Raw genomic sequence first — 18,549 nt, forward strand, 5'->3', positions numbered from 1 at the left:
CGGGGCGGGGCTGAGTGTGCACCCAGCCTAGGGGAAGGTAACGTGGTGTTCGTGCACGTACTCAGCGTCAGCTCTCTCAAGGGAGGCGTCGGCAAGACGACCGTGACCCTCGGCTTGGCCTCAGCGGCCTTCGCCCGTGGTGTCCGAACGCTCGTCGTCGACCTCGACCCGCAGTCAGATGTGTCCACCGGGATGGACATCCAGGTGGCAGGTCGGCTCAACATCGCCGATGTCCTGGCGAACCCGAAGGAGAAGGTCGTCCGTCAGGCGATCACCTCCAGCGGCTGGGCGAAGGTGCACCCCGGGACCATCGACGTGCTGATCGGAAGCCCCTCCGCGATCAACTTCGACGGACCGCACCCGAGCGTGCGCGACGTCTGGAAGCTGGAAGAGGCGCTGGCTGCCGTCGAGGCGGACTACGACCTGGTGCTCATCGACTGCGCGCCGTCGCTGAACGCCCTCACCCGCACGGCCTGGGCCGCGAGCGACCGCGTGATGGTCGTCACCGAGCCCGGCCTCTTCTCCGTCGCCGCCGCCGACCGTGCTCTCCGCGCGATCGAGGAGATCCGTCGAGGCCTCTCCCCCCGCCTTCAGCCGCTCGGCATCGTGGTCAACCGCGTCCGCCCTCAGTCGATCGAGCACCAGTTCCGCATCAAGGAGCTGCGCGACATGTTCGGTCCGCTCGTCCTCTCCCCTCAGCTGCCCGAGCGCACGTCGCTGCAGCAGGCACAGGGTGCGGCCAAGCCGCTCCACATCTGGCCGGGCGACTCGGCTCAGGAGCTGGCCTCGGACTTCGACCAGCTGCTCGACCGGATCATCCGCACGGGGCGCATCCAGGTCGCGGAATCGGGCGCTCAGGCCTGACCGACCGCAGACAGCAGAAACGGCCATCCTCTGACGAGGATGGCCGTTTCTTCGTCTGTGCGCGGCTCGGGGCCGCGGATGCTCAGGCGGATCGCTTGGTGCGGCGCGCCGACAGCTCGTCGACCGGGTCCGGTGCCGTCGCATCGAACGCGACCAGCGTGGACTCCACTTCGCGGAGCACCTTGCCGACGGCGATGCCGAATACTCCCTGTCCGCGGCTGACCAGGTCGATGACCTCGTCGTTCGACGTGCAGAGGTAGACGGATGCGCCGTCGCTCATGAGGGTCGTTCCCGCGAGATCGCGGATGCCCGCGCGGCGGAGCTCGTCGACGGCGGTACGGATCTGCTGCAGAGAGATGCCGGTGTCGAGCAGGCTCTTCACGAGCTTGAGCACGAGGATGTCGCGGAAGCCGTAAAGGCGCTGAGAGCCGGAGCCGCTCGCGCCGCGAACGGTGGGCTCGACCAGCTCGGTGCGCGCCCAGTAGTCCAGTTGACGGTAGGTGATGCCCGCTGCACGAGCAGCGACGGCACCGCGATAGCCGACCTCGTCGTCCATGGCCGGCAGGCCGTCGGTGAAGAGGAGTTCGGGTACGAACCGCGGGTCGCCTGCACGCTCATCCGCATTCATCTGAAATCCTCCCTGGAGCCGTTACCTCCACGCTAGAGCAGCCCTCCGGCACCGGCAATGACATCCGTACGACACCGAAGGTGTGTCGCAATCAGTTCGTTACGAAAGCAACCGCGCGATCGCGTCTTTGACGAAGAGCGAACGCACCTCGTCGATCTTCGCGGCAAGATTGGGCGCCATGTCGCTCGCCTTCGCACGCGACGCGGCATCGGTGCGGCGCAGCAGCGACGACAGGGCCGATTCGATCAGCGCCACCTCGCGCTCGGCGCCCTGTCGCAGTGAGCGGAGGTGCCGAGGCTCGATGCCGTGGCGGTCGAGAGCGACCAGACCGCGCAGCAGCGTGACCGTGGATTCCGGGTAGCTCTCCTGTGCCACGATCACGCCGGTGCTGATCGCGTCGTTGAGCAGCTGCGGGCCCGCGCCTGCCGCCGACAGCAGCTCACTGCGACGGTAGCGGCGCGGCGTCGGAGTGATCGAGGGCGGCGGCACGAGAGCCGCTGATTCGCCGTTCGCCTCAGCCTCGTCGAGCTGCTCGCGGATGACGCTGAGAGGGAGGTAGTGATCCCGCTGCAGCGTGAGACCCAGGCGCAGCCGCTCGATGTCGGCCTGCGAGAACTTGCGGTAGCCCGATTCGGTGCGCGACGGCGTGACGATCCCCTGAACTTCGAGGAAGCGGAGCTTGCTCGAAGTGAGCTCGGGGAACTCTGGCGTGAGTCGCGCCAGGACCTGACCGATGCTCAGAAGACCCGCGGACGCCGAGCGTTCGCGGGCGGGGGAAGCCGCCATCAGTCGATCGCCGCGACGCGATCGACGGGAGAGGCGAAGAAGTTCAGCCGGAACTTGCCGACGCGAAGCTCGGTGCCGTCGACCAGAGCACTGCGGTCGACGCGCTCACCGTTCACATAAGTGCCGTTGAGAGAGCGCTGGTCGATGATCTCGAAGGTCGAGCCGGTGCGGGTGACCTCGGCGTGACGACGCGAGACGGTGACGTCGTCGAAGAAGATGTCCGCTTCGGGGTGGCGGCCGACGGTCGTCACGTCCGTGTCGAGCAGGTAACGCGCACCTGCCAGTGCTCCGGAGCGCACCAGGAGCAGTGCGGAACCGGAGGGAAGCGCCGCGATGGCGCTCTGTTCCACATCCGTCAGCTCCGCGCCGAAGGGCACGAAGGAAAGGTCCGAGTCATGCCCGAACGTCTGCGTCACGTCGTGCCTCTGCTCGCCGGCACGATGGATCGCGGCGTCTCCGCCCGATCGGGTTTCGCTGTCTGTCACTTTGCCCTCCTAGTCCTCCAGACTAACTGATCAGCGACCTCACGCGGGAGCTCCCTTCACACTCAGCCCTCGCATACCGATGCTTCATAGGCTGGGCATGTGAAAACCACAGCTCGCCGCCTCCCCTCAGCCCCGATCGCTCTCGCCGCAGCCTTTTTGACAGCGTTCTTGGTGCTGTTCGTGCCGCTCTCCGCCTCAGCGCACGACAGCCTCATCGCGTCGTCTCCTGAGGCTGACAGCACTGTCGACACCCTTCCGGCCGAGCTCACCCTCACGTTCAGCGCGAAGCTCATCGACGGCGACGGCGCGACCGAGATCGTGGTGACCGATCCCGCGGGCACCCCTGTCACCGATGGCGCGCCGACCCTGAACGGTGCGATCGTCACGCAGCCGCTCGCCTCCGAAGCGCCGGCCGGTGCCTATCACGTGATCTGGAAGGTCGTCTCGAGCGACGGCCACCCCACCTCCGGCGAATTCGACTTCACCGTCGCGAGCGGGACGGAGAGCATCCCGACCGAGGAGCCGACGGCATCCCCCACGACCGCCGAGCCGACTCCCGCCGCGACCGCCGGCCCCGGAACGGACATCACGTCCGCACCTGAGGAGAGCGACTCGTCCGCCGCGACGACCATGATCTGGGTGCTCGCGATCACCGGTGTGCTCGTGATCGTCGGCATCGTCGTCTGGCTCGTGATCCGCGGTCGCCGCAGCCCCGGTTCGACCGATTCCGACGTCCCCACGGAGCGATAGGCTTAAGGCATGCCACACTACGATGTCGTCATCCTCGGTGCAGGTCCTGGCGGATACGTCGCTGCGGTTCGCAGCGCGCAGCTCGGTCTGTCCACCGCCATCATCGAAGAGAAGTACTGGGGTGGTGTGTGCCTCAACGTGGGCTGCATCCCCTCCAAGGCTCTTCTGAAGAACGCGGAGCTCGCGCACACGCTCAACCACAAGGCCGACTTCTTCGGCATCTCGGGTGAGTTCACGATCGACTACGGCAAGGCGTTCGATCGCAGCCGCGTCGTCGCCGACGGCCGCGTCAAGGGCATCCACTTCCTGATGAAGAAGAACAAGGTGACCGAGTACGACGGTCGCGGCACCTTCACCGGGCCGAAGGCGATCTCGGTCGCCAAGGCCGACGGGTCGACCGAAGAGGTCACCTTCGACAACGCGATCATCGCGACCGGCTCGAAGGTCCGCCTGCTCCCGGGCGTCCAGCTCAGCGACAATGTCGTGACCTATGAGGAGCAGATCCTCAGCCGCGAGCTGCCGAAGTCGATCGTCATCGTCGGCGCCGGCGCCATCGGCATGGAATTCGCTTACGTGATGACCAACTACGGCGTCAAGGTCACGATCATCGAGTTCCTCGACCGCGCTCTCCCCAACGAGGATGCGGACGTGTCGAAGGAGATCGCGAAGCAGTACAAGAACTACGGCGTAGACATCCTCACCTCCACCAAGGTCGAGTCCGTCGTCGACAACGGCTCGTCCGTCACCGTCTCGTACACCGGCAAGGACGGGCAGCAGTCGTCGATCGAGGCCGACAAGGTGCTCATGTCCGTCGGCTTCGCCCCGAACATCGAGGGCTTCGGACTCGAGGCCACCGGTGTGAAGCTCACCGAGCGCGGTGCGATCGACATCGACGACCACATGCGCACCAACGTCGAGGGCATCTACGCGATCGGCGACGTCACCGCCAAGCTGCAGCTCGCGCACGTGGCAGAGGCTCAGGGTGTCGTCGCGGCAGAGACCATCGGCGGCGCGGAGACCCAGACCCTCGGCGACTACCGCATGATGCCCCGCGCGACGTTCTGCTCGCCGCAGGTCGCCTCGTTCGGCCTCACCGAGCAGCAGGCCAAGGACGAAGGGCGCGAGATCAAGGTCGCGACGTTCCCCTTCATGGCGAACGGCAAGGCGCACGGACTCGGCGAGCCCGTCGGCTTCGTCAAGCTGATCGCCGACGCCGAGCACCTCGAGCTCATCGGCGCCCACATGATCGGCCCCGACGTCTCCGAGCTGCTGCCCGAGCTGACGCTGGCGCAGAAGTGGGACCTCACCGCTCTCGAGCTGGCCCGCAACGTGCACACCCACCCGACTCTGTCGGAGGCGCTGCAGGAGGGCTTCCACGGCCTCGCGGGTCACATGATCAACTTCTGATCCCACCCGATCACCACGAAGGCCCGGCACGCTCACGCGTGACCGGGCCTTCGTGCGTCACCGTCCGGCGCGGCCGTTGTGTCTCAGCTCGAGCCGCGACGGAAGACTGAACCGCACGGTCCATCCGGGCGGCACGATCGACGTCAGCTCCTTCGACGTGTATGAGCGGCGGATGCTGATGAGGCCGTCCTCGCGGATGAACGATCCTCGCAGGAGCACGCCGGAGACGAGCCAGGTCACCGCGCTGTACAGCATGTACGCGGCCCTGCTTCGGGCGATGTCACGATGCACCACGAGCCCGTCTTCGCCGACGAGCCGTCGCGAGTCGAGCAGCAGGCTCTGCAGCTCTTGCGTCGTGAGGTGGTGAAGCAGGTGATTCGAGAAGACCACGTCGTACTGCTCCCCCTCCGCGACGAGTTCCTCCGACAGAGCGCGGCGGTATCGCACGCCGGATCCCCCGTCCTGAGCGGAGGCCCACCGGATCGCGCGCTCATCGGCATCCAGCGCGGTGATCTCGGCGGTCAGTCCGTCGCGCTGGAGCCTCGCCGCGATCATCCGGCAGACGTCGCCGCCGCCGGCTCCGATGTCGAGGATGCGGATCGGACCGCGCCGGGCACGGGGGCGGATGTCTCGACGGTAGAACTCCCCCGGGCCCGACACCAGGGCGTTCACGAGGCGGAAGCGCTCGTAGGTGCGCTCGAGCATGGCGATGTCCGCGTTGGGGTCGTCCATGAGCTCTCGCGCATCGGACGCACGGGTCGAGAGGTCGTGACTCATGCGACGCCGACGGCGACCGTCATCAGGGCGCTCTCGGCCGTCAGCCCCGGCCCGAAGGCCATCGCCGCGACGCGCGACCCGTCGGCGGCGCCGTCGTCGAGGATGCGCTTGATGACGAAGAGGATCGTCGCACTCGACATGTTGCCGTTCACCCGCAGCGTCTCGCGCGCGGGATGCAGCTGAGCATCCGAGAGATTCAGTCGCTCCTGCACCCGATCGAGGATGCTCCGGCCACCGGGATGGATGGCCCAGTGCTCGACGCGGTCTCCGACGCGCCCCTCGTCGAAGGCCTCGGCCAGCTCGCCTTCGCGCGCATAGAGTGGGCGGATCGCCCCGACGATGGTCTCGCCGATGATCTGCGGAACCCTGGTCGACAGGATCATCTCGAAGCCGTGGTCACCGATCGTCCATGCCATGTCCTGCTCGCCCTCTGCGGCGATGGCCGTATGGAAGCCGTCGAGACGGACCCCGGGAGTCGGCGTGGGAAGATCACGGGCCGTGACGATGCCCGCGGCCGCTCCGTCGGCGAAGAGGGAGTTGGCGACGATGAGGTCAGGGTCCTCGGTCGATCTCAGGTGCACCGTGCACAGCTCGACACTGACGACCAGCACTACGGCGTCGGGGTCGGCCGCGCAGAACTGGCTCGCGGCGCGGAGCGCCGGCATCGAGGCGTAGCAGCCCATGAAGCCCAGGTGATAGCGCTGCACGCTGTCAGGGAGCCCGAGCCCCCGCACGATCTCGTACTCCGGGCCGGGGGCATGGAATCCCGTGCACGATGCCGTGATGACGTGCGTGACGTCGGCGGCGGACACGTCGGGGTCGGCGTCGAGGGCGCGACGCGCGACCTCGACGAAGAGACGCGACGCCTCCCTCACGTAGAGGTCGTTGCGTGCCTTGGTGCCGGGTGAGCGGAGAAGGTTGTTCTCCCGCTCGAAGAAGAGCGGCTCGCCGGGCTGCGGATGTGACGAGAACTCGTCGATGACCGTGTGCCGCGTGTCGATACCCGAGCCGTTGAAGGACGCGCCGATGATCCGCTGCGCGAGCCTTCCGACATCCGGCTGCGACGCGAAGATGTCGCGCACCTCGTTCTGCTCGAGGACGGTGTCGGGAACGATCGTCTGCAGCGAGCGGAGGACGGCGGAACGACTCATGTCAGTCACTCAAGCACCACCGCGCATCGAGACGGAAGGGGCTTGCGCCGCGTGTCAGAAACCGAGAGCACGGGCGAGCTTCGAGCCGGATGCCGCGTCACGACCGCCGACGGCGAAGATCGCCCTCTCGACGGCATCGAACAGGGCCTCGCGCCCTGCTGCATCCGCCGGAGCGGCGGGGCCGAGTTCGAACTCCCACTCACGCCACTCGCGCAGGACGTCCTGCCGGAGGTCGGTCGCGCGGACCCGATCGTCGACGAACTCGGCGATCACGCCGTCTGCACCCGAGAGCAGATAGGCGGTGCGGCTGTTCTCGATGCGCGCGAGCGGCGTCAGTCGCCCCGTCGTCCATCGGGAGAGGGTGTCGGTCACCGCATCCGGGATGCTGTCGTCGTCGCCGTCGCCCAGAGGCCAGCCGATCTCGAGACGCCCGTCGCCTTCGCGGGGCCCTTTGATGTGCCATCCGGCATCCGGGCCGCCGGTGCGGCGACGAAGCGCCACTCCGGCACGCGAGAGCTCGGCGTCATCGGTGTCGAGATAGCGGGCGTCGAGCTCGCGCACCTCGCCCTCTGACACGGCGTCGACACCGGGCAGTCCGTCCCACTCGGGGAGGGGCGTGCCCTCGTCGACGTCGTACTTGCGCTCGACCTCGACGACCCTGGTCGGCTCGGAGCCGGACTGCGAAGGAGTGCCGCTCTCAGTCATCCGTGAGCGTGAGGTCCTCGAGGGACTCGTCGAACCAGTAGTCGATCTCGGTGGGCCCGTCGGCGTCGCCGGTGTTCTGCTCCTCGCCGCGTCGGTTGTACACCACCTGGGTCTCGCTGTAGGGGACGATCAGCTTGTCGTCCGCGTCGCCGAGAGGAATGATCTGCCCGTCGAGCGGGCCGCCGTGAAGTCGTGCGAGTGCCATGTGCTCACCCTATCCCCGTCATCGCGGATGAGGGGTCATCCCGCGAGTATGCCCAGGAGCGCGCCGAGGATCATCCACGGCCCGAAGGCGATGCGCGTGGATCGGTCGGCCGCGTGCGATGCCATCAGCGCCAGCGCGTACAGCGCTCCGAGGACGAAGGCCGATGCCGCGCCCACGGCGAGCGCCTGCCAGCTGTGCCATCCGAGCAGCAGACCGATCGCGGCGGCGAGCTTCACATCTCCCCCGCCCATCCCCTCTCGGCCGAGCAGACGGAGCATCGCGTAGAAACCGCCGAGGATCAGCATGCCGAGCGCACCTCTTGTCAGCGCGCCGCCATCACCGGACATCAGGGCATCGACCGCACTGAGCACGAGGAGAGCGGCGAGGGTAGGCAGGACGATCCGGTCCGGCAGCCGATGGGTGCGGATGTCGATCACGACGAGTCGGCAGCCGATTACGAACAGCAGCAGGTGGACGGTCACGACGAGCACGCTGCGGAGATCCATGCCGGAAGGCTAGGAGAAGACGGATGCCGTCCCCGGGCCGGGTGTGGATAACCCCCTGCCCCCATGTCGGAGGTTCGAACTATCGTGATCATCTCCAGTTGCTTTATTAGTACATATCTTCGAGGATGGATTCATGGGGATCGGGCTCGATGCGGTGACCGCGCTCTCTCCGGCTGGCGACTCCCGCGCCGGAGAGGTGCTTCGGCTGCGCCGGGAGATCAGCCGCATGCAGCGCAGACGCAGCGAGCATCCGCTGCTGCCCCTCGATCCGGCCTTCTCCTCCCTGCTTCCCGAAGAGGGGCTGCAGACCGGCACGGCCTATACCGTCTCCCCCTCGCCCAGCCTCGTCCTCGCCCTGCTCGCCGCCGCGTCGAGCAAAGGGCTCTGGTGCGCCGTGGTCGGCATGCCCACGCTGGGGGTCGAGGCTGCAGCCGCCTTCGGCATCGAACTCGCCCGGTTGATCCTCGTCCCCGAGCCGGGAGACCGCTGGCTCGCCGCGACCTCCGCACTCGCCGAGGTCGTGCCGCTGATCGCCGTGCAGCCGGGCAGCCGGGCACGTGATGCCGATGTGTCACGACTGAGCGCACGACTCCGCGACCGTGGGAGCACGCTCCTGGTCACCGAGTCGACAGCGGCCGGCGCCTGGCCGCAGAGCGAGGGTTCCATCCGGCTGCACGACCAGCACTGGCTCGGGGTCGGCGAGGGATGGGGGCTGATCGAGGGATCGACGGCGACCGTGACCGCGAGGACGAGGCACAGCCCACTGTCCTCGAGCGTCCGTGTGCGCCTTCCCGGAACCCACGGAGCGGTCGAGGAGCTGCCGGCCGAGGAGAGCGTCGGAGAGATCACGGCCGAGCCGACCACGCTGCACGGCCTGCGCGGCGGAGCCGGCACCCCGCGCGAGTACCCGCCCCTGGCGGTGGCCGGATGACCTCGCCTCTCCGTGTCCTGGTCCTGTGGTTCCCCGACTGGCCGTTGCGAGCCGCTCTGGGCGGACCCCCGCCGCATGCGCCGACAGCCCTGGTGCAGGCGAACACCGTCATCGCCTGCACCGCATCGGCCAGAGAGCACGGTGTACGCGCAGGTCAGCGTCGCCGCGTCGCGCAGGGACACATCTCGTCGCTGCGCGTGCTTCCCCACGATGCCGCCCGAGACGAGCGGGCCTTCCTGCCGGTGCTGCAGATCATCGAGAAGCACGCCCCCGGTGCGGCTCTGCTGCGTCCGGGGCTCGCGGCGGTGCGCGCTCGGGGCATCTCCCGGTACCACGACGGTGAAGCCGAAGCCGGTCGGGCGCTGATCGACGTCCTCGCCGACGCCGGCTTCCCCGAGGTTCGAGTCGGCATCGCCGACGGACCCTTCACGGCAGAACTCGCCGCCAGGGGGCGCACACCCTGCACCGTCGTGCCCGCGGGGCATGCGAAGGACTTCCTCGACCCGCTGCCCGTGAGCGTGCTGCGCGACGAACAGCTCACCGGTCTTCTGATCCGGCTGGGGGTGCGAACGCTCGGCGAGTTCGCCGGCCTCGACGAGATCGAGGTGCGTGATCGCTTCGGCGAGCGCGGCGCCCGCCTGCACGCCCTCGCCGCCGGAGCGGACTCCCGCGCCGTGGTGCCGCGTCCGCCCGACCCAGAGCTCGTGCGCTCCGTCGAGTTCGAGCCTGCTCTGGCCGGGGCCGACCAGGTGGCATTCGCGGTCCGGCAGACGGCAGATGCGGTGATGCTCGGTCTCGGCGACGCATCGGTCGTGTGCACCGAGGTGCGCATCGACCTGATCGACGACAACGGCACGGTGTTCTCCCGCCCCTGGCTGCACCCGACCTGCTTCGATGCGGCCGACCTCGTAGACAGGGTGCGCTGGCAGCTCGAAGCTCTGGGGGCGGAGTCCGCCAAAGAGCCGATCGACGAGGCGCGGGCTTTCGGCGGCATCGAACTGGTGCGGATCGTCCCCGTGGCCGTCGATGATGCCGCACACCACCAGCCGGGCCTCTTCGGCTCAGGAACTGATGAGCGCCTGCACCACGCCATCTCCCGTGTGCAGACGATGCTCGGCCACGAGGGCGTCGTCACCGCAGCGCTCTCCGGCGGGCGCTGGCTCGCCGACCGACAGGTGCTCACGCCCTGGGGAGAACGCGCGGTCGCACCCCGAGACCCCGGCCGCCCCTGGCCGGGGAGCCTTCCGGATCCGCTTCCCGCCGAGGTGTTCCGACCGCCTCGGCCGATCGGAGTGCTCGCTCCCGACGGCGCGACGGTCCTCGTCGACGAGCGAGGGGCGCTCTCCGCGGCGCCGACCCGCATCGACGGTGACGATGTGCAGGCATGGGCGGGCCCGTGGCCCATCCACGAGCGCCGATGGGACGCCACCGGCGGCAAGCGAGGACACCGCCTGCAGATCATCGACGATCATGATCGCGCCTGGTTGGTCTTCTGCACAGGCGATCGCTGGTGGGCCGAGGGGAGGTATCGCTGATGGGTTGGCACAATCCGCCTCTGTCGTGGAACGAGCTGGAACGCACCCTCAGCGGTGAGGAGTCGCCCTATCCGACCGGCGGGACGCCACCGAGCACGCGGCCGGGCACGCGCCCGGACCCCGGTCCCATCAGCACCCGGCGCAAGAGGACTCCTCCGACCGCGGTCGGACGGCCGGAGGACGCCGTCCCCTACGCCGAGCTGCATGCGCATTCGTCGTATTCCTTCCTCGACGGCGCCTCCTCCCCCGAAGACCTCCTCGCCGAGGCCGAGCGGCTGGGCCTGACCGCTCTGGCGCTCACCGACCACGACGGCTTCTACGGTGCGGCCCGCTTCGCCGAGGTCGCAGAGCTGATGGATGTCAAGGTGCAGACCGTGTACGGAGCCGAGCTCTCCCTCGGACTCGACGCGCCGCAGCGGGGCGCCCCCGATCCGATCGGCGACCATCTGCTCGTGCTCGCCGACGGCTTGGAGGGTTACCACCGGCTCTCCGGCGCGATGACGGCCGCCCATCTCCGAGGCGGAGAGAAGGGCCGCCCCGTCTACGACCTCGACGAGCTGGCCGCCACCGCAGACGGGCACTGGACGATCCTCACCGGATGCCGCAAGGGCGGGGTCCGCCGCGGACTCGAAGCCGGAGACGCGCACACCCCGCTGCGCCGCCTGGTCGATCTGTTCGGGCAGGACCACGTCGCCGTCGAGCTCTTCGACCACGGCGATCCGCAGGACTCGCGACGCAACGATGCTCTCGCAGACCTCGCCAGACGGATGAGGCTGCCCGTGGTGGCGACCAACAACGTGCACTACGCCGCACCCGAGCGGGCGTCGCTCGCCGAAGCCGTCGCCGCGGTGCGGGCCGTGCGCAGCATGGACGATCTCGACGGCTGGCTCCCCGCACACGGAGGGGCGCATCTGCGCAGCGGTGCGGAGATGGCGGCGCGCTTCCGGCGTCACCCCGGCGCGATCTCGTACGGGCTGGAGCTCGCCGCGGCATCCGCCTTCCCTCTCCGCCGCGCGCGCCCTGCGCTCCCGAAGCAGGAGGTGCCGGACGGCCACACTCCGATGAGCTGGCTGCGGCACCTGGTGTGGGAGGCCGTGCCGACGAAGTACCCGCGCCTGGATGACGACGGTCGCCGCCGGATCGGCCGCGAGCTCGACGTCATCCAGGAGAAGGACTTCCCCGGCTACTTCCTCATCGTGCACGGGATCGTCACCGAGGCGAAGCGTCTCGGCATCCTCTGTCAAGGTCGCGGCTCGGCTGCGGCGAGCGCCGTCTGCTACCTGCTCGGGATCACCGCCGTCGACCCGATCCTCTACCGCCTGCCCTTCGAGCGCTTCCTCGCGACCACACGTCAGGAGGAGCCCGACATCGATGTGGACTTCGACTCCGACCGCCGCGAGGAGATCATCCAGTGGGTGTACCGCGAGTACGGGAGGGAACGCGCGGCGCAGGTGGCGAATGTCATCCAGTACCGACCGAAGAACGCCGTGCGCGACATGGCGAGGGCTCTCGGCTACTCGCCCGGACAGCAGGACGCCTGGTCTCGGCAGGTCGACGGATGGAGCTCAGGGCTCGAGGTCGCCGAGGAGCACGACATCCCCGCGAACGTGCTCGAGTATGCGGGCGAGCTGCTGAAGGCGCCTCGGCATCTCGGCATACACTCCGGCGGCATGGTACTGACTGCCAGACCCGTGGGCGAGGTGGTGCCCGTGGAGCATGCGCGCATGGAGAACCGCACCGTCATCCAGTGGGACAAAGACGATGCGGCCTGGATGGGGCTCGTCAAGTTCGATCTGCTGGGCCTCGGGATGCTGGCGGCCCTCCAGCACTGCTTCGACCTCATCCGCGATGCCACGGGCGAACGGTGGACCCTCGAGACGCTGCCCAAAGAAGAGCCGGCGGTCTACGACATGCTCTGCCGTGCGGATTCGATCGGCGTGTTCCAGGTCGAGTCGCGTGCGCAGATCGGCTTGCTCCCCCGACTGCAGCCTCGGGCCTTCTACGACCTCGCCATCCAGATCGCGCTCATCCGTCCTGGGCCCATCCAGGGCGGGGCGGTGCATCCCTTCGTCCGCCGCAAGATGGCGAAGGATGCGCTCGACGAGGAGAACCGCGCCAGGACTGCCAGGGGCGAAGATCCGGTGGTGCTCGAGATCCCCTATCCGCACGACGATCTCAAGCCGATCCTCGAGCGGACGCTGGGCATCCCGATCTTCCAGGAGCAGCTGATCCAGATGGCGACGGCCATCGGCGACTGCACAGCCGACGAAGCCGATCTGCTCAGACGCGCCATGGGATCCAAGCGCGGACTCGAGAAGATCGAGAAGGTCCGCGACAAGCTCTATGCGGGGATGACCAGGCGCGGGCTCTCCGCCGAGCAGTCGGATCGCATCTACGCGCAGATCCAGGCGTTCTCGAACTTCGGTTTCGCCGAATCGCATTCACTGTCCTTCGCCCTGCTCGTCTACGCCAGCTCCTGGCTCAAGCTGCACTACCCGGCTGCGTTCCTCGCTGGGCTGCTGCGGTCGCAGCCGATGGGCTTCTACTCCGCCTCGACGCTCACCGCAGACGCTCGTCGACACGGAGTCGAGGTTCGGCGTCCCGATCTGCACTCCTCGGGTGCGACCGAGACTCTGGAACCACTCGAAGGAGCACCTCTGCGAGCTCCGACCGGACTGGATTCCTGCTCCGACCCGCTGCAACCCCGCGTGCCGCGCTTCGACCGATCCCTGCCCGACGAATCGGCAGCACATCGCAGAGACGGCGGGTATGCGGTGCGCATGGGACTCAGCGGAGTGCGCGGCATCGGTCTGCCGTTGGCTGAGCGGATCGTCGCTGAGCGCGAGTCAGGCGGCCTCTTCCGCGATCTGAACGATCTGGTGAGGCGGACGGATGCCACTGCTGCGCAGCTGGAGGCTCTCGCGACCGCCGGTGCGTTCGAGTGTCTCGGGCTCCAGCGCAGAGAGGCGATCTGGCTGTCCGGAGCGGCCGCGGAGGACCGCTCGCGATTCCTCCCGGGAACGACCGTCGCCGTGCAGCCGCCGCTGTTCACGGATCAGTCCAGCTATGAGCGGCTCTCCGCCGATCTGTGGGCCACCGGCGTCTCGACCGATGACCACCCGATGGCGCACTTCCGCGCACTCCTCCGTGAGCGGGGCGTGCTCACCTCCCTCGACCTCCAGGGCCACGAGACAGGACGACGCATCGAAGTCGCAGGCCTCGTGACGCACCGTCAGCGCCCGGCGACCGCAGCGGGCGTCACGTTCCTCAACCTCGAGGATGAGAGCGGCCTGGTCAACGTCATCTGCTCGACAGGGGTGTGGAGCCGATATCACCGGGTGGCCCGCGATTCGCCCGCTCTCATCATCCGCGGCATCCTCGAGCGCTCGGCGGAGGGCGTCGTGAACGTCCTCGCAGATGCCTTCGAGGACCTCCGCACCGGAGTCACCCATCGCTCTCGGGACTTCCGATGAGCGTCATGTCAGGGCACGCCGCTCAGAGGGTCCGCGGAGCGCTCACCAGAAGCGCTCAGGCTCCGGTTCGGGCACGCGATCCCCACCACCCCAGCGGTCTGCTTCGGCCTTCGCCGCGTCCACCGCGGCATCCGCGCCGTGCAGAGCCGTTCGCGCACTGGTCGCACCTCGTCCGTCGCCGTCGATGTCGACCGTGAGCAGGGTGCGCGATCCGTGGCCGACACCGATCGTCACCGTGCAATCGACGACACGGCCCAGCCACCGGCTGACCCGCTCCCGCGGCTCTTCGGGGCGGCGATACCGGATGCGGGTGTCGAGGTCGATGACAGAGAGGATCACGGACTCACCGGTCAGCTCGTCGACGCACTCCGACACCTCGACACGGTGTCCGTGCGCGATGGCGAGGGGCGCGTTGATCACGAGCTTTCTGTCCATGAATCCACTCTATGAGTGGACGTTCTCGCGGCAAGCCCCAGTCTCGGAAGAAACATTCGTAGATTTATTTGTCCCCCAAATGGCGGACAAGACGATTAAGCGATATTCTGCAGGGAGTAGCGGGGGCTACCGACTGAACATCTGGGGATATCAGTCGAGAGAGCAGCGAAAAGTCTTCGCCGCCTCCCCTACCGTCCGGGAAGGACGGTGAGCCCTCTCGAGCGATCCAAAATGGGGTTTGGATGACTCGAGAGGGCAACCAGTCCCGACTTACGCGCGATCCAGCTCAGACAGCAGTCGCGCGAGGTCGACGGACGCCACCCTGATGCTCTGGTCGGCCACGCCGTGCGGGATCCACAGCGTCCCCTCATGGATGATCCCCCCGCAGCTGTACACCACGTTCGGCACGTACCCTCCGACTGCTCCGAAAGGCTCGATCAGCGGCCGGTCCAGCACGCCGATGACCTGCGACGGATCGTCGAGATCGAGCAGGAGTGCGCCGATGCTGTACGAGCGCATGGGGCCGACCCCGTGAGTGAGCACCAGCCATCCTTCGTCCGTCTCCAGCGGCGGTCCGCAGTTGCCGGTCTGGACGACCTCCCAGAGCGCCCCCGGGCGATGGATCGCCTCTTCGCGCCCCCAGTCCACACCGTCGCGAGAGCGGGTGAGGCTGGTGCACTCGCCATCCGTTCGACTGAGCGCCACCCATTCCCCCGCGATCGGGCGGGGAAAGAACGCCATGCCCTTGGTCGCGCTCGGCGGCCCCGTGAGCCTGTGCACCTCGAAGCTGCGGAAGTCGTCTGTCGTGATCATGCGCGACGCGATCGAGCGGCCGTCATAGGCGGTATACGTTCCGCGGTACCTCGGCCCGCCCGCTCGATGCGCTCCGTCGATCTCGACGAGTCGGACATCCTCCATCCCCCGCCGCTCCTCGTCGGCCGTGGGAAGCAGAACGCGTGCGCTCACCGGGCTCGTCGGTGCGAACTCGGCCCGGTAAGCGGACTCGGCGATGACACGCATGCTCTCGATCTGCTCGCGGGCGCCGTCTTGATGCAGCAGAGGGGGACGCAGGTCCTGCAACACCGCGGCGAACTCCGCAGCAGAGAAGGTCGTCGGGAGCATCTGGACGACCGCGCGGACCATCTCGCCGGATCCTCCCCCGAGGAGCAGCGCATGCTCGAAGCGGCCGCGATCCCAGGCTGCCGCACCGATTTCCGCGACCATGAGCTCCGGCTCTCGAGGGAGGAATCGCCAGGTGCGTCCAGGGCCGACGATGGCCTCGCAGAACTGGATGGATGAGATATGCCCCTCGCCGATCGACCGCACGCTCAGAACCAGACGAAGCTCCCCCGGGGCCAGGTCCTTCTGGTCGGGGTGCACGACGACACTCGGGTTGCACAGCGCCGCCCCCTCGACCGCGAACTCGCTCGAGAACACCGCGCCGACCACGACCGCAGTGTCGTCGTCGAGGTCCGGCGCCCCTGCGGGAAGCACGAGTCGGGCATTCGCGCGCAGTACCTCGACCAGATCGCTGTGTCTGGGTCCGAATCGCTCCCGAAGCGAGCGCGCCTCCGCCGCGAGCACGTCAGGTCGCATGCGCAGGACGCGGCGCAGCACGGCTTCGGTGCGGGAGTCGCCGCCCGGTGTGCTCTCCCCGGGCAGGAACAGTCGGGCGACGACGCGCTCGTGATCCGCGCCGAGCTCGACGCCCGCATCGACGGCGAGCGCGCTCACGAGATCCACCGCCCGGCCATGCGTGCGTTCTGGTTCGTCCTGATCGCGGCGAGGGTGGACTCGGCCCCGCAGTTCTCGTTTCGACCGCCGGGTACGAGACCGTCGTAGCCACCGCCCACGATCGCATCGAACATTGGAATGCCGTTGTCGTTCTCGCCCTCGAACCAGGCCCATGCCCGCAGCACCTCGCCCGCCCACCTGTGGTCGCCGGTGACCTCCAGCGCGTGCGCGCATGCGTCTGCGATCGCGGCCGGCTCGATCGGCTGCTGATCCCACTGCGGCCCCACCGCCCCCGATGCTCGCCCCGAGGAACCCGTCACCGACAGGTGCCCTCTCGGATCCGTCTCGATGCGGAGAAGCCCCTCGAGCATCCTCAGCCCGTCCGCTGCAGTCGCGTGCCATCCGAGCACATAGCCACCCATGATCAGCGCGTCGCACAGAGCGGCGTTGGCGTAGCGCAGCATGGGTTCGGGCCAGCCTCGCCCTCCGTCGTCGACACGGGGAATGCGTGACAGGCATTGGATGAGGAGCATTCGCGCCGCCGTCGCATCCGGTCGCGCCTGCAGCACGTCGGCCGCCCCGACCGCGGCGAAAGCGCTGGCACGGACATCGATCGAGGACTGCGCCGAGGCCCGAAGGAACGCGCGAAGCGCCCTGGCCCGGTGCCCGGCGTCGCGCGAGTACCGCACCGCGGCACCGAGCCCGGCGATCGCCCGACCCCACCAGTCGTCTGTCGTCGGCTCGTCGGTCCAGACGCCTGACGCCGACATCCTGTTGTGCACGACTCCCCGCGCCGACACCGCACGCTCGAGGAAGCCCAGGTAGACGGACTCCAGCTCGTCGAGCTCTGGCGAGCGCAGCGATTCGTGGACCACCACGGTGAGCGCACGGGCGACGTCGTCCGTGCAGTAGCCGTGCTCCGCCCGCGGCCGCTGGAACTCCGCATGCTCGTGCAGGCCGAGCGGCGTCGTCATCGCCACGAGATGCGCGAACGCCATCGGCGCGATCGCCGGAGCCTGCACCGCCCTCATCGCCTGCTGCCTGCCATCGACAGTTCCGCGGCGAGCGCTCGATACCGGTCGGCGATGCTGTTCCACCCGGTGACGGAGGTCAGATCGCGAGATCGCGCGGCTGCGTCCAGCGCGAGACGGGGGTCGTCGAGAAGACCCCGTATGGCAGCCCCGATCGCATCCGGATCCTGGTGGGCGACGAGAGCTCCGCCTCCTCCCGCGAGCATCTCGATCGCATGAGGGAATCGCGTGGCGACCACCAGCTTTCCCGCGGCCATCGCCTCGACAAGGACGCCGGACGTGGCCTGATCGTGGGAGTCATAGGGAAGCACGACGATGTCCGCTGCCGCGACCTGTGCGGCGAGCTCCTCCGACTCGAGATAGCGCGCGTCGATCTCGACGGCACCGCCGACGCCGAGCTCATCCGCGAGAGCCCACAGCGAGCGCCGATAGTGCTCACCGTCCTCGAGCACGACCTTGGGATGCGTCTGCCCGAGCACGCGATAAAGCGGCTGCGGATTCAGCTCCTTCATGGTCGCGAGCGCCCTGATCACCCATTCGATGCCTTTGCCGGGCCCGAGCAGGCCCCAGGTGAGGAGCACCGGTCGAGTGGAATGGGCTGCGGATACGGGCAACTTCCACTCGTCGACGCCGTGCGGGATCATGCACAGCCGCTCATCGGGCACGCCGTACTCGCGCGAGAGCAGCGATGCGGCTGTGGAGGTCATCGCCACGATCACGTCGGAGTTATCGACGATCCGGGCCGTCACGCTCCGCTGATGAGGGGTCGGTGACGGGAGCACGGTGTGCATGACGACGATCCTGGGTGCCCGCAACCGTTCGAGCAGTTCTACGACCTCGTCACCGTCGGGACCGCCGTAGATCCCGTACTCGTGCTGGATCACCACGACGTCGCAGGTGTCGAGCGCTGCGAGCGCCGACTCGCGATCCGCGGCCGAGCCCGGCTTCAGCATCTCGGGCGCGACCCGCAGTCGCGCAGTCGGGACCGATGGTCCAGCGGGCACGCCGTCGTCCACTCGCACCACCAGGCACTCGTCCACGCCGTTCGACGCGACGGCAGTCGCGAGCGCGGCGGTGAACGTCGCAAGGCCGCAGCGCGTGGGCGGGTAGGTACTCAGAAAACCGAAAAGCGTCATTGGTGCGCAT

Annotated in this window: 18 protein-coding genes; 6 read left to right on the forward strand and 12 right to left on the reverse strand. The window is 68.3% G+C overall.

What is annotated here, in order from left to right:
• Nucleotides 1-51: 51 nt before the first annotated feature.
• On the forward strand, nucleotides 52-864 hold the full coding sequence (locus MRBLWH13_RS08835) for a ParA family protein (RefSeq protein ID WP_311244406.1): 813 nt from the start codon (nucleotides 52-54) through the stop codon (nucleotides 862-864).
• A gap of 82 nt (nucleotides 865-946) precedes the next feature.
• Here the strand turns inward: MRBLWH13_RS08835 and MRBLWH13_RS08840 are convergent, their stop codons facing one another.
• The 3 genes from MRBLWH13_RS08840 to MRBLWH13_RS08850 form a co-directional block, all read right to left on the reverse strand.
• The gene (locus MRBLWH13_RS08840; RefSeq protein WP_056516435.1) at nucleotides 947-1,492 is read right to left on the reverse strand and encodes a MerR family transcriptional regulator; all 546 of its coding nucleotides are present in this window, start codon (nucleotides 1,490-1,492) and stop codon (nucleotides 947-949) included.
• Between the two features lie 99 nt (nucleotides 1,493-1,591).
• Nucleotides 1,592-2,278 carry a MerR family transcriptional regulator gene (locus tag MRBLWH13_RS08845; RefSeq protein WP_341958175.1) on the reverse strand — a complete coding sequence of 229 codons (687 nt, stop codon included), beginning with the start codon at nucleotides 2,276-2,278 and terminating at the stop codon, nucleotides 1,592-1,594.
• Nucleotides 2,278-2,763, reverse strand: coding sequence for an FHA domain-containing protein (locus tag MRBLWH13_RS08850; RefSeq protein WP_341958177.1), 486 nt, complete (start codon nucleotides 2,761-2,763; stop codon nucleotides 2,278-2,280). The genes MRBLWH13_RS08845 and MRBLWH13_RS08850 overlap by 1 nt, the downstream gene beginning before the upstream one ends.
• Nucleotides 2,764-2,862: 99 nt before the next feature.
• Here MRBLWH13_RS08850 and MRBLWH13_RS08855 point away from each other — a divergent pair, with 99 nt between their 5' ends.
• Together MRBLWH13_RS08855 and lpdA are read left to right on the forward strand one after the other, a co-directional pair.
• Nucleotides 2,863-3,513 carry a copper resistance CopC family protein gene (locus tag MRBLWH13_RS08855; protein ID WP_341958179.1) on the forward strand — a complete coding sequence of 217 codons (651 nt, stop codon included), beginning with the start codon at nucleotides 2,863-2,865 and terminating at the stop codon, nucleotides 3,511-3,513.
• 9 nt (nucleotides 3,514-3,522) lie between these two features.
• A complete protein-coding gene (gene lpdA / locus MRBLWH13_RS08860) occupies nucleotides 3,523-4,920 on the forward strand; it encodes a dihydrolipoyl dehydrogenase (protein ID WP_042538477.1) in 1,398 nt (465 codons plus the stop codon).
• 57 nt (nucleotides 4,921-4,977) lie between these two features.
• On the opposite strand, the gene MRBLWH13_RS08865 is transcribed toward lpdA, so the two are convergent.
• From MRBLWH13_RS08865 to MRBLWH13_RS08885, 5 genes are read right to left on the reverse strand one after another with little or no spacing between them, the layout of a single operon-like run.
• Nucleotides 4,978-5,697, reverse strand: coding sequence for a methyltransferase domain-containing protein (locus MRBLWH13_RS08865; protein WP_341958182.1), 720 nt, complete (start codon nucleotides 5,695-5,697; stop codon nucleotides 4,978-4,980).
• Nucleotides 5,694-6,848, reverse strand: a complete 1,155-nt coding sequence (locus tag MRBLWH13_RS08870) for a type III polyketide synthase (protein WP_341958185.1) — start codon at nucleotides 6,846-6,848, stop codon at nucleotides 5,694-5,696. The genes MRBLWH13_RS08865 and MRBLWH13_RS08870 overlap by 4 nt, the downstream gene beginning before the upstream one ends.
• A 54-nt stretch (nucleotides 6,849-6,902) precedes the next feature.
• Nucleotides 6,903-7,553, reverse strand: coding sequence for a CYTH domain-containing protein (locus tag MRBLWH13_RS08875; RefSeq protein ID WP_341958187.1), 651 nt, complete (start codon nucleotides 7,551-7,553; stop codon nucleotides 6,903-6,905).
• On the reverse strand, nucleotides 7,546-7,758 hold the full coding sequence (locus MRBLWH13_RS08880; protein ID WP_056516419.1) for a hypothetical protein: 213 nt from the start codon (nucleotides 7,756-7,758) through the stop codon (nucleotides 7,546-7,548). The genes MRBLWH13_RS08875 and MRBLWH13_RS08880 overlap by 8 nt, the downstream gene beginning before the upstream one ends.
• A 35-nt stretch (nucleotides 7,759-7,793) precedes the next feature.
• Entirely contained in the window at nucleotides 7,794-8,264 is a 471-nt protein-coding gene (locus MRBLWH13_RS08885) for an A24 family peptidase (RefSeq protein ID WP_341958189.1), read from the reverse strand.
• A gap of 133 nt (nucleotides 8,265-8,397) precedes the next feature.
• On the opposite strand from MRBLWH13_RS08885, the gene MRBLWH13_RS08890 reads away from it, so the two are divergent.
• Genes MRBLWH13_RS08890 through MRBLWH13_RS08900 form a run of 3 tightly spaced genes read left to right on the forward strand, consistent with a single transcriptional unit; the run spans nucleotide 8,398 to nucleotide 14,203 of the window.
• Nucleotides 8,398-9,195 (forward strand): hypothetical protein, encoded by a 798-nt coding sequence (locus MRBLWH13_RS08890; protein ID WP_341958191.1) that lies wholly within the window; start codon nucleotides 8,398-8,400, stop codon nucleotides 9,193-9,195.
• On the forward strand, nucleotides 9,192-10,730 hold the full coding sequence (locus MRBLWH13_RS08895) for a DNA polymerase Y family protein (RefSeq protein WP_341958192.1): 1,539 nt from the start codon (nucleotides 9,192-9,194) through the stop codon (nucleotides 10,728-10,730). The genes MRBLWH13_RS08890 and MRBLWH13_RS08895 overlap by 4 nt, the downstream gene beginning before the upstream one ends.
• Nucleotides 10,730-14,203, forward strand: a complete 3,474-nt coding sequence (locus tag MRBLWH13_RS08900; protein ID WP_341958194.1) for an error-prone DNA polymerase — start codon at nucleotides 10,730-10,732, stop codon at nucleotides 14,201-14,203. Before MRBLWH13_RS08895 ends, MRBLWH13_RS08900 begins: the two co-directional genes overlap by 1 nt.
• 42 nt (nucleotides 14,204-14,245) lie before the next feature.
• Here MRBLWH13_RS08900 and MRBLWH13_RS08905 read toward each other — a convergent pair whose 3' ends face one another.
• The 4 genes from MRBLWH13_RS08905 to MRBLWH13_RS08920 form a co-directional block, all read right to left on the reverse strand.
• On the reverse strand, nucleotides 14,246-14,638 hold the full coding sequence (locus tag MRBLWH13_RS08905; protein WP_341958196.1) for a hypothetical protein: 393 nt from the start codon (nucleotides 14,636-14,638) through the stop codon (nucleotides 14,246-14,248).
• 270 nt (nucleotides 14,639-14,908) lie between these two features.
• A complete protein-coding gene (locus tag MRBLWH13_RS08910; RefSeq protein ID WP_341958198.1) occupies nucleotides 14,909-16,372 on the reverse strand; it encodes a glycosylase in 1,464 nt (487 codons plus the stop codon).
• Nucleotides 16,369-17,403 (reverse strand): glycosyltransferase, encoded by a 1,035-nt coding sequence (locus MRBLWH13_RS08915; protein ID WP_341958199.1) that lies wholly within the window; start codon nucleotides 17,401-17,403, stop codon nucleotides 16,369-16,371. Before MRBLWH13_RS08915 ends, MRBLWH13_RS08910 begins: the two co-directional genes overlap by 4 nt.
• Nucleotides 17,400-18,539, reverse strand: a complete 1,140-nt coding sequence (locus tag MRBLWH13_RS08920) for a glycosyltransferase (protein WP_341954363.1) — start codon at nucleotides 18,537-18,539, stop codon at nucleotides 17,400-17,402. Before MRBLWH13_RS08920 ends, MRBLWH13_RS08915 begins: the two co-directional genes overlap by 4 nt.
• Nucleotides 18,540-18,549: the final 10 nt, after the last annotated feature.

This window comes from Microbacterium sp. LWH13-1.2 (assembly GCF_038397735.1).
Classification (GTDB): domain Bacteria; phylum Actinomycetota; class Actinomycetes; order Actinomycetales; family Microbacteriaceae; genus Microbacterium.

Coding starts and splice junctions, on each gene's coding strand:
- MRBLWH13_RS08840 (WP_056516435.1), bottom strand. CDS start 1,492: ATGAATGCGGATGAGCGTGCAGGCGACCCGCGGTTCGTACCCGAACTC.
- MRBLWH13_RS08845 (WP_341958175.1), bottom strand. CDS start 2,278: ATGGCGGCTTCCCCCGCCCGCGAACGCTCGGCGTCCGCGGGTCTTCTG.
- lpdA (WP_042538477.1), top strand. CDS start 3,523: ATGCCACACTACGATGTCGTCATCCTCGGTGCAGGTCCTGGCGGATAC.
- MRBLWH13_RS08865 (WP_341958182.1), bottom strand. CDS start 5,697: ATGAGTCACGACCTCTCGACCCGTGCGTCCGATGCGCGAGAGCTCATG.
- MRBLWH13_RS08870 (WP_341958185.1), bottom strand. CDS start 6,848: ATGAGTCGTTCCGCCGTCCTCCGCTCGCTGCAGACGATCGTTCCCGAC.
- MRBLWH13_RS08875 (WP_341958187.1), bottom strand. CDS start 7,553: ATGACTGAGAGCGGCACTCCTTCGCAGTCCGGCTCCGAGCCGACCAGG.
- MRBLWH13_RS08880 (WP_056516419.1), bottom strand. CDS start 7,758: ATGGCACTCGCACGACTTCACGGCGGCCCGCTCGACGGGCAGATCATT.
- MRBLWH13_RS08885 (WP_341958189.1), bottom strand. CDS start 8,264: ATGGATCTCCGCAGCGTGCTCGTCGTGACCGTCCACCTGCTGCTGTTC.
- MRBLWH13_RS08890 (WP_341958191.1), top strand. CDS start 8,398: ATGGGGATCGGGCTCGATGCGGTGACCGCGCTCTCTCCGGCTGGCGAC.
- MRBLWH13_RS08895 (WP_341958192.1), top strand. CDS start 9,192: ATGACCTCGCCTCTCCGTGTCCTGGTCCTGTGGTTCCCCGACTGGCCG.
- MRBLWH13_RS08900 (WP_341958194.1), top strand. CDS start 10,730: ATGGGTTGGCACAATCCGCCTCTGTCGTGGAACGAGCTGGAACGCACC.
- MRBLWH13_RS08905 (WP_341958196.1), bottom strand. CDS start 14,638: ATGGACAGAAAGCTCGTGATCAACGCGCCCCTCGCCATCGCGCACGGA.
- MRBLWH13_RS08915 (WP_341958199.1), bottom strand. CDS start 17,403: ATGAGGGCGGTGCAGGCTCCGGCGATCGCGCCGATGGCGTTCGCGCAT.
- MRBLWH13_RS08920 (WP_341954363.1), bottom strand. CDS start 18,539: ATGACGCTTTTCGGTTTTCTGAGTACCTACCCGCCCACGCGCTGCGGC.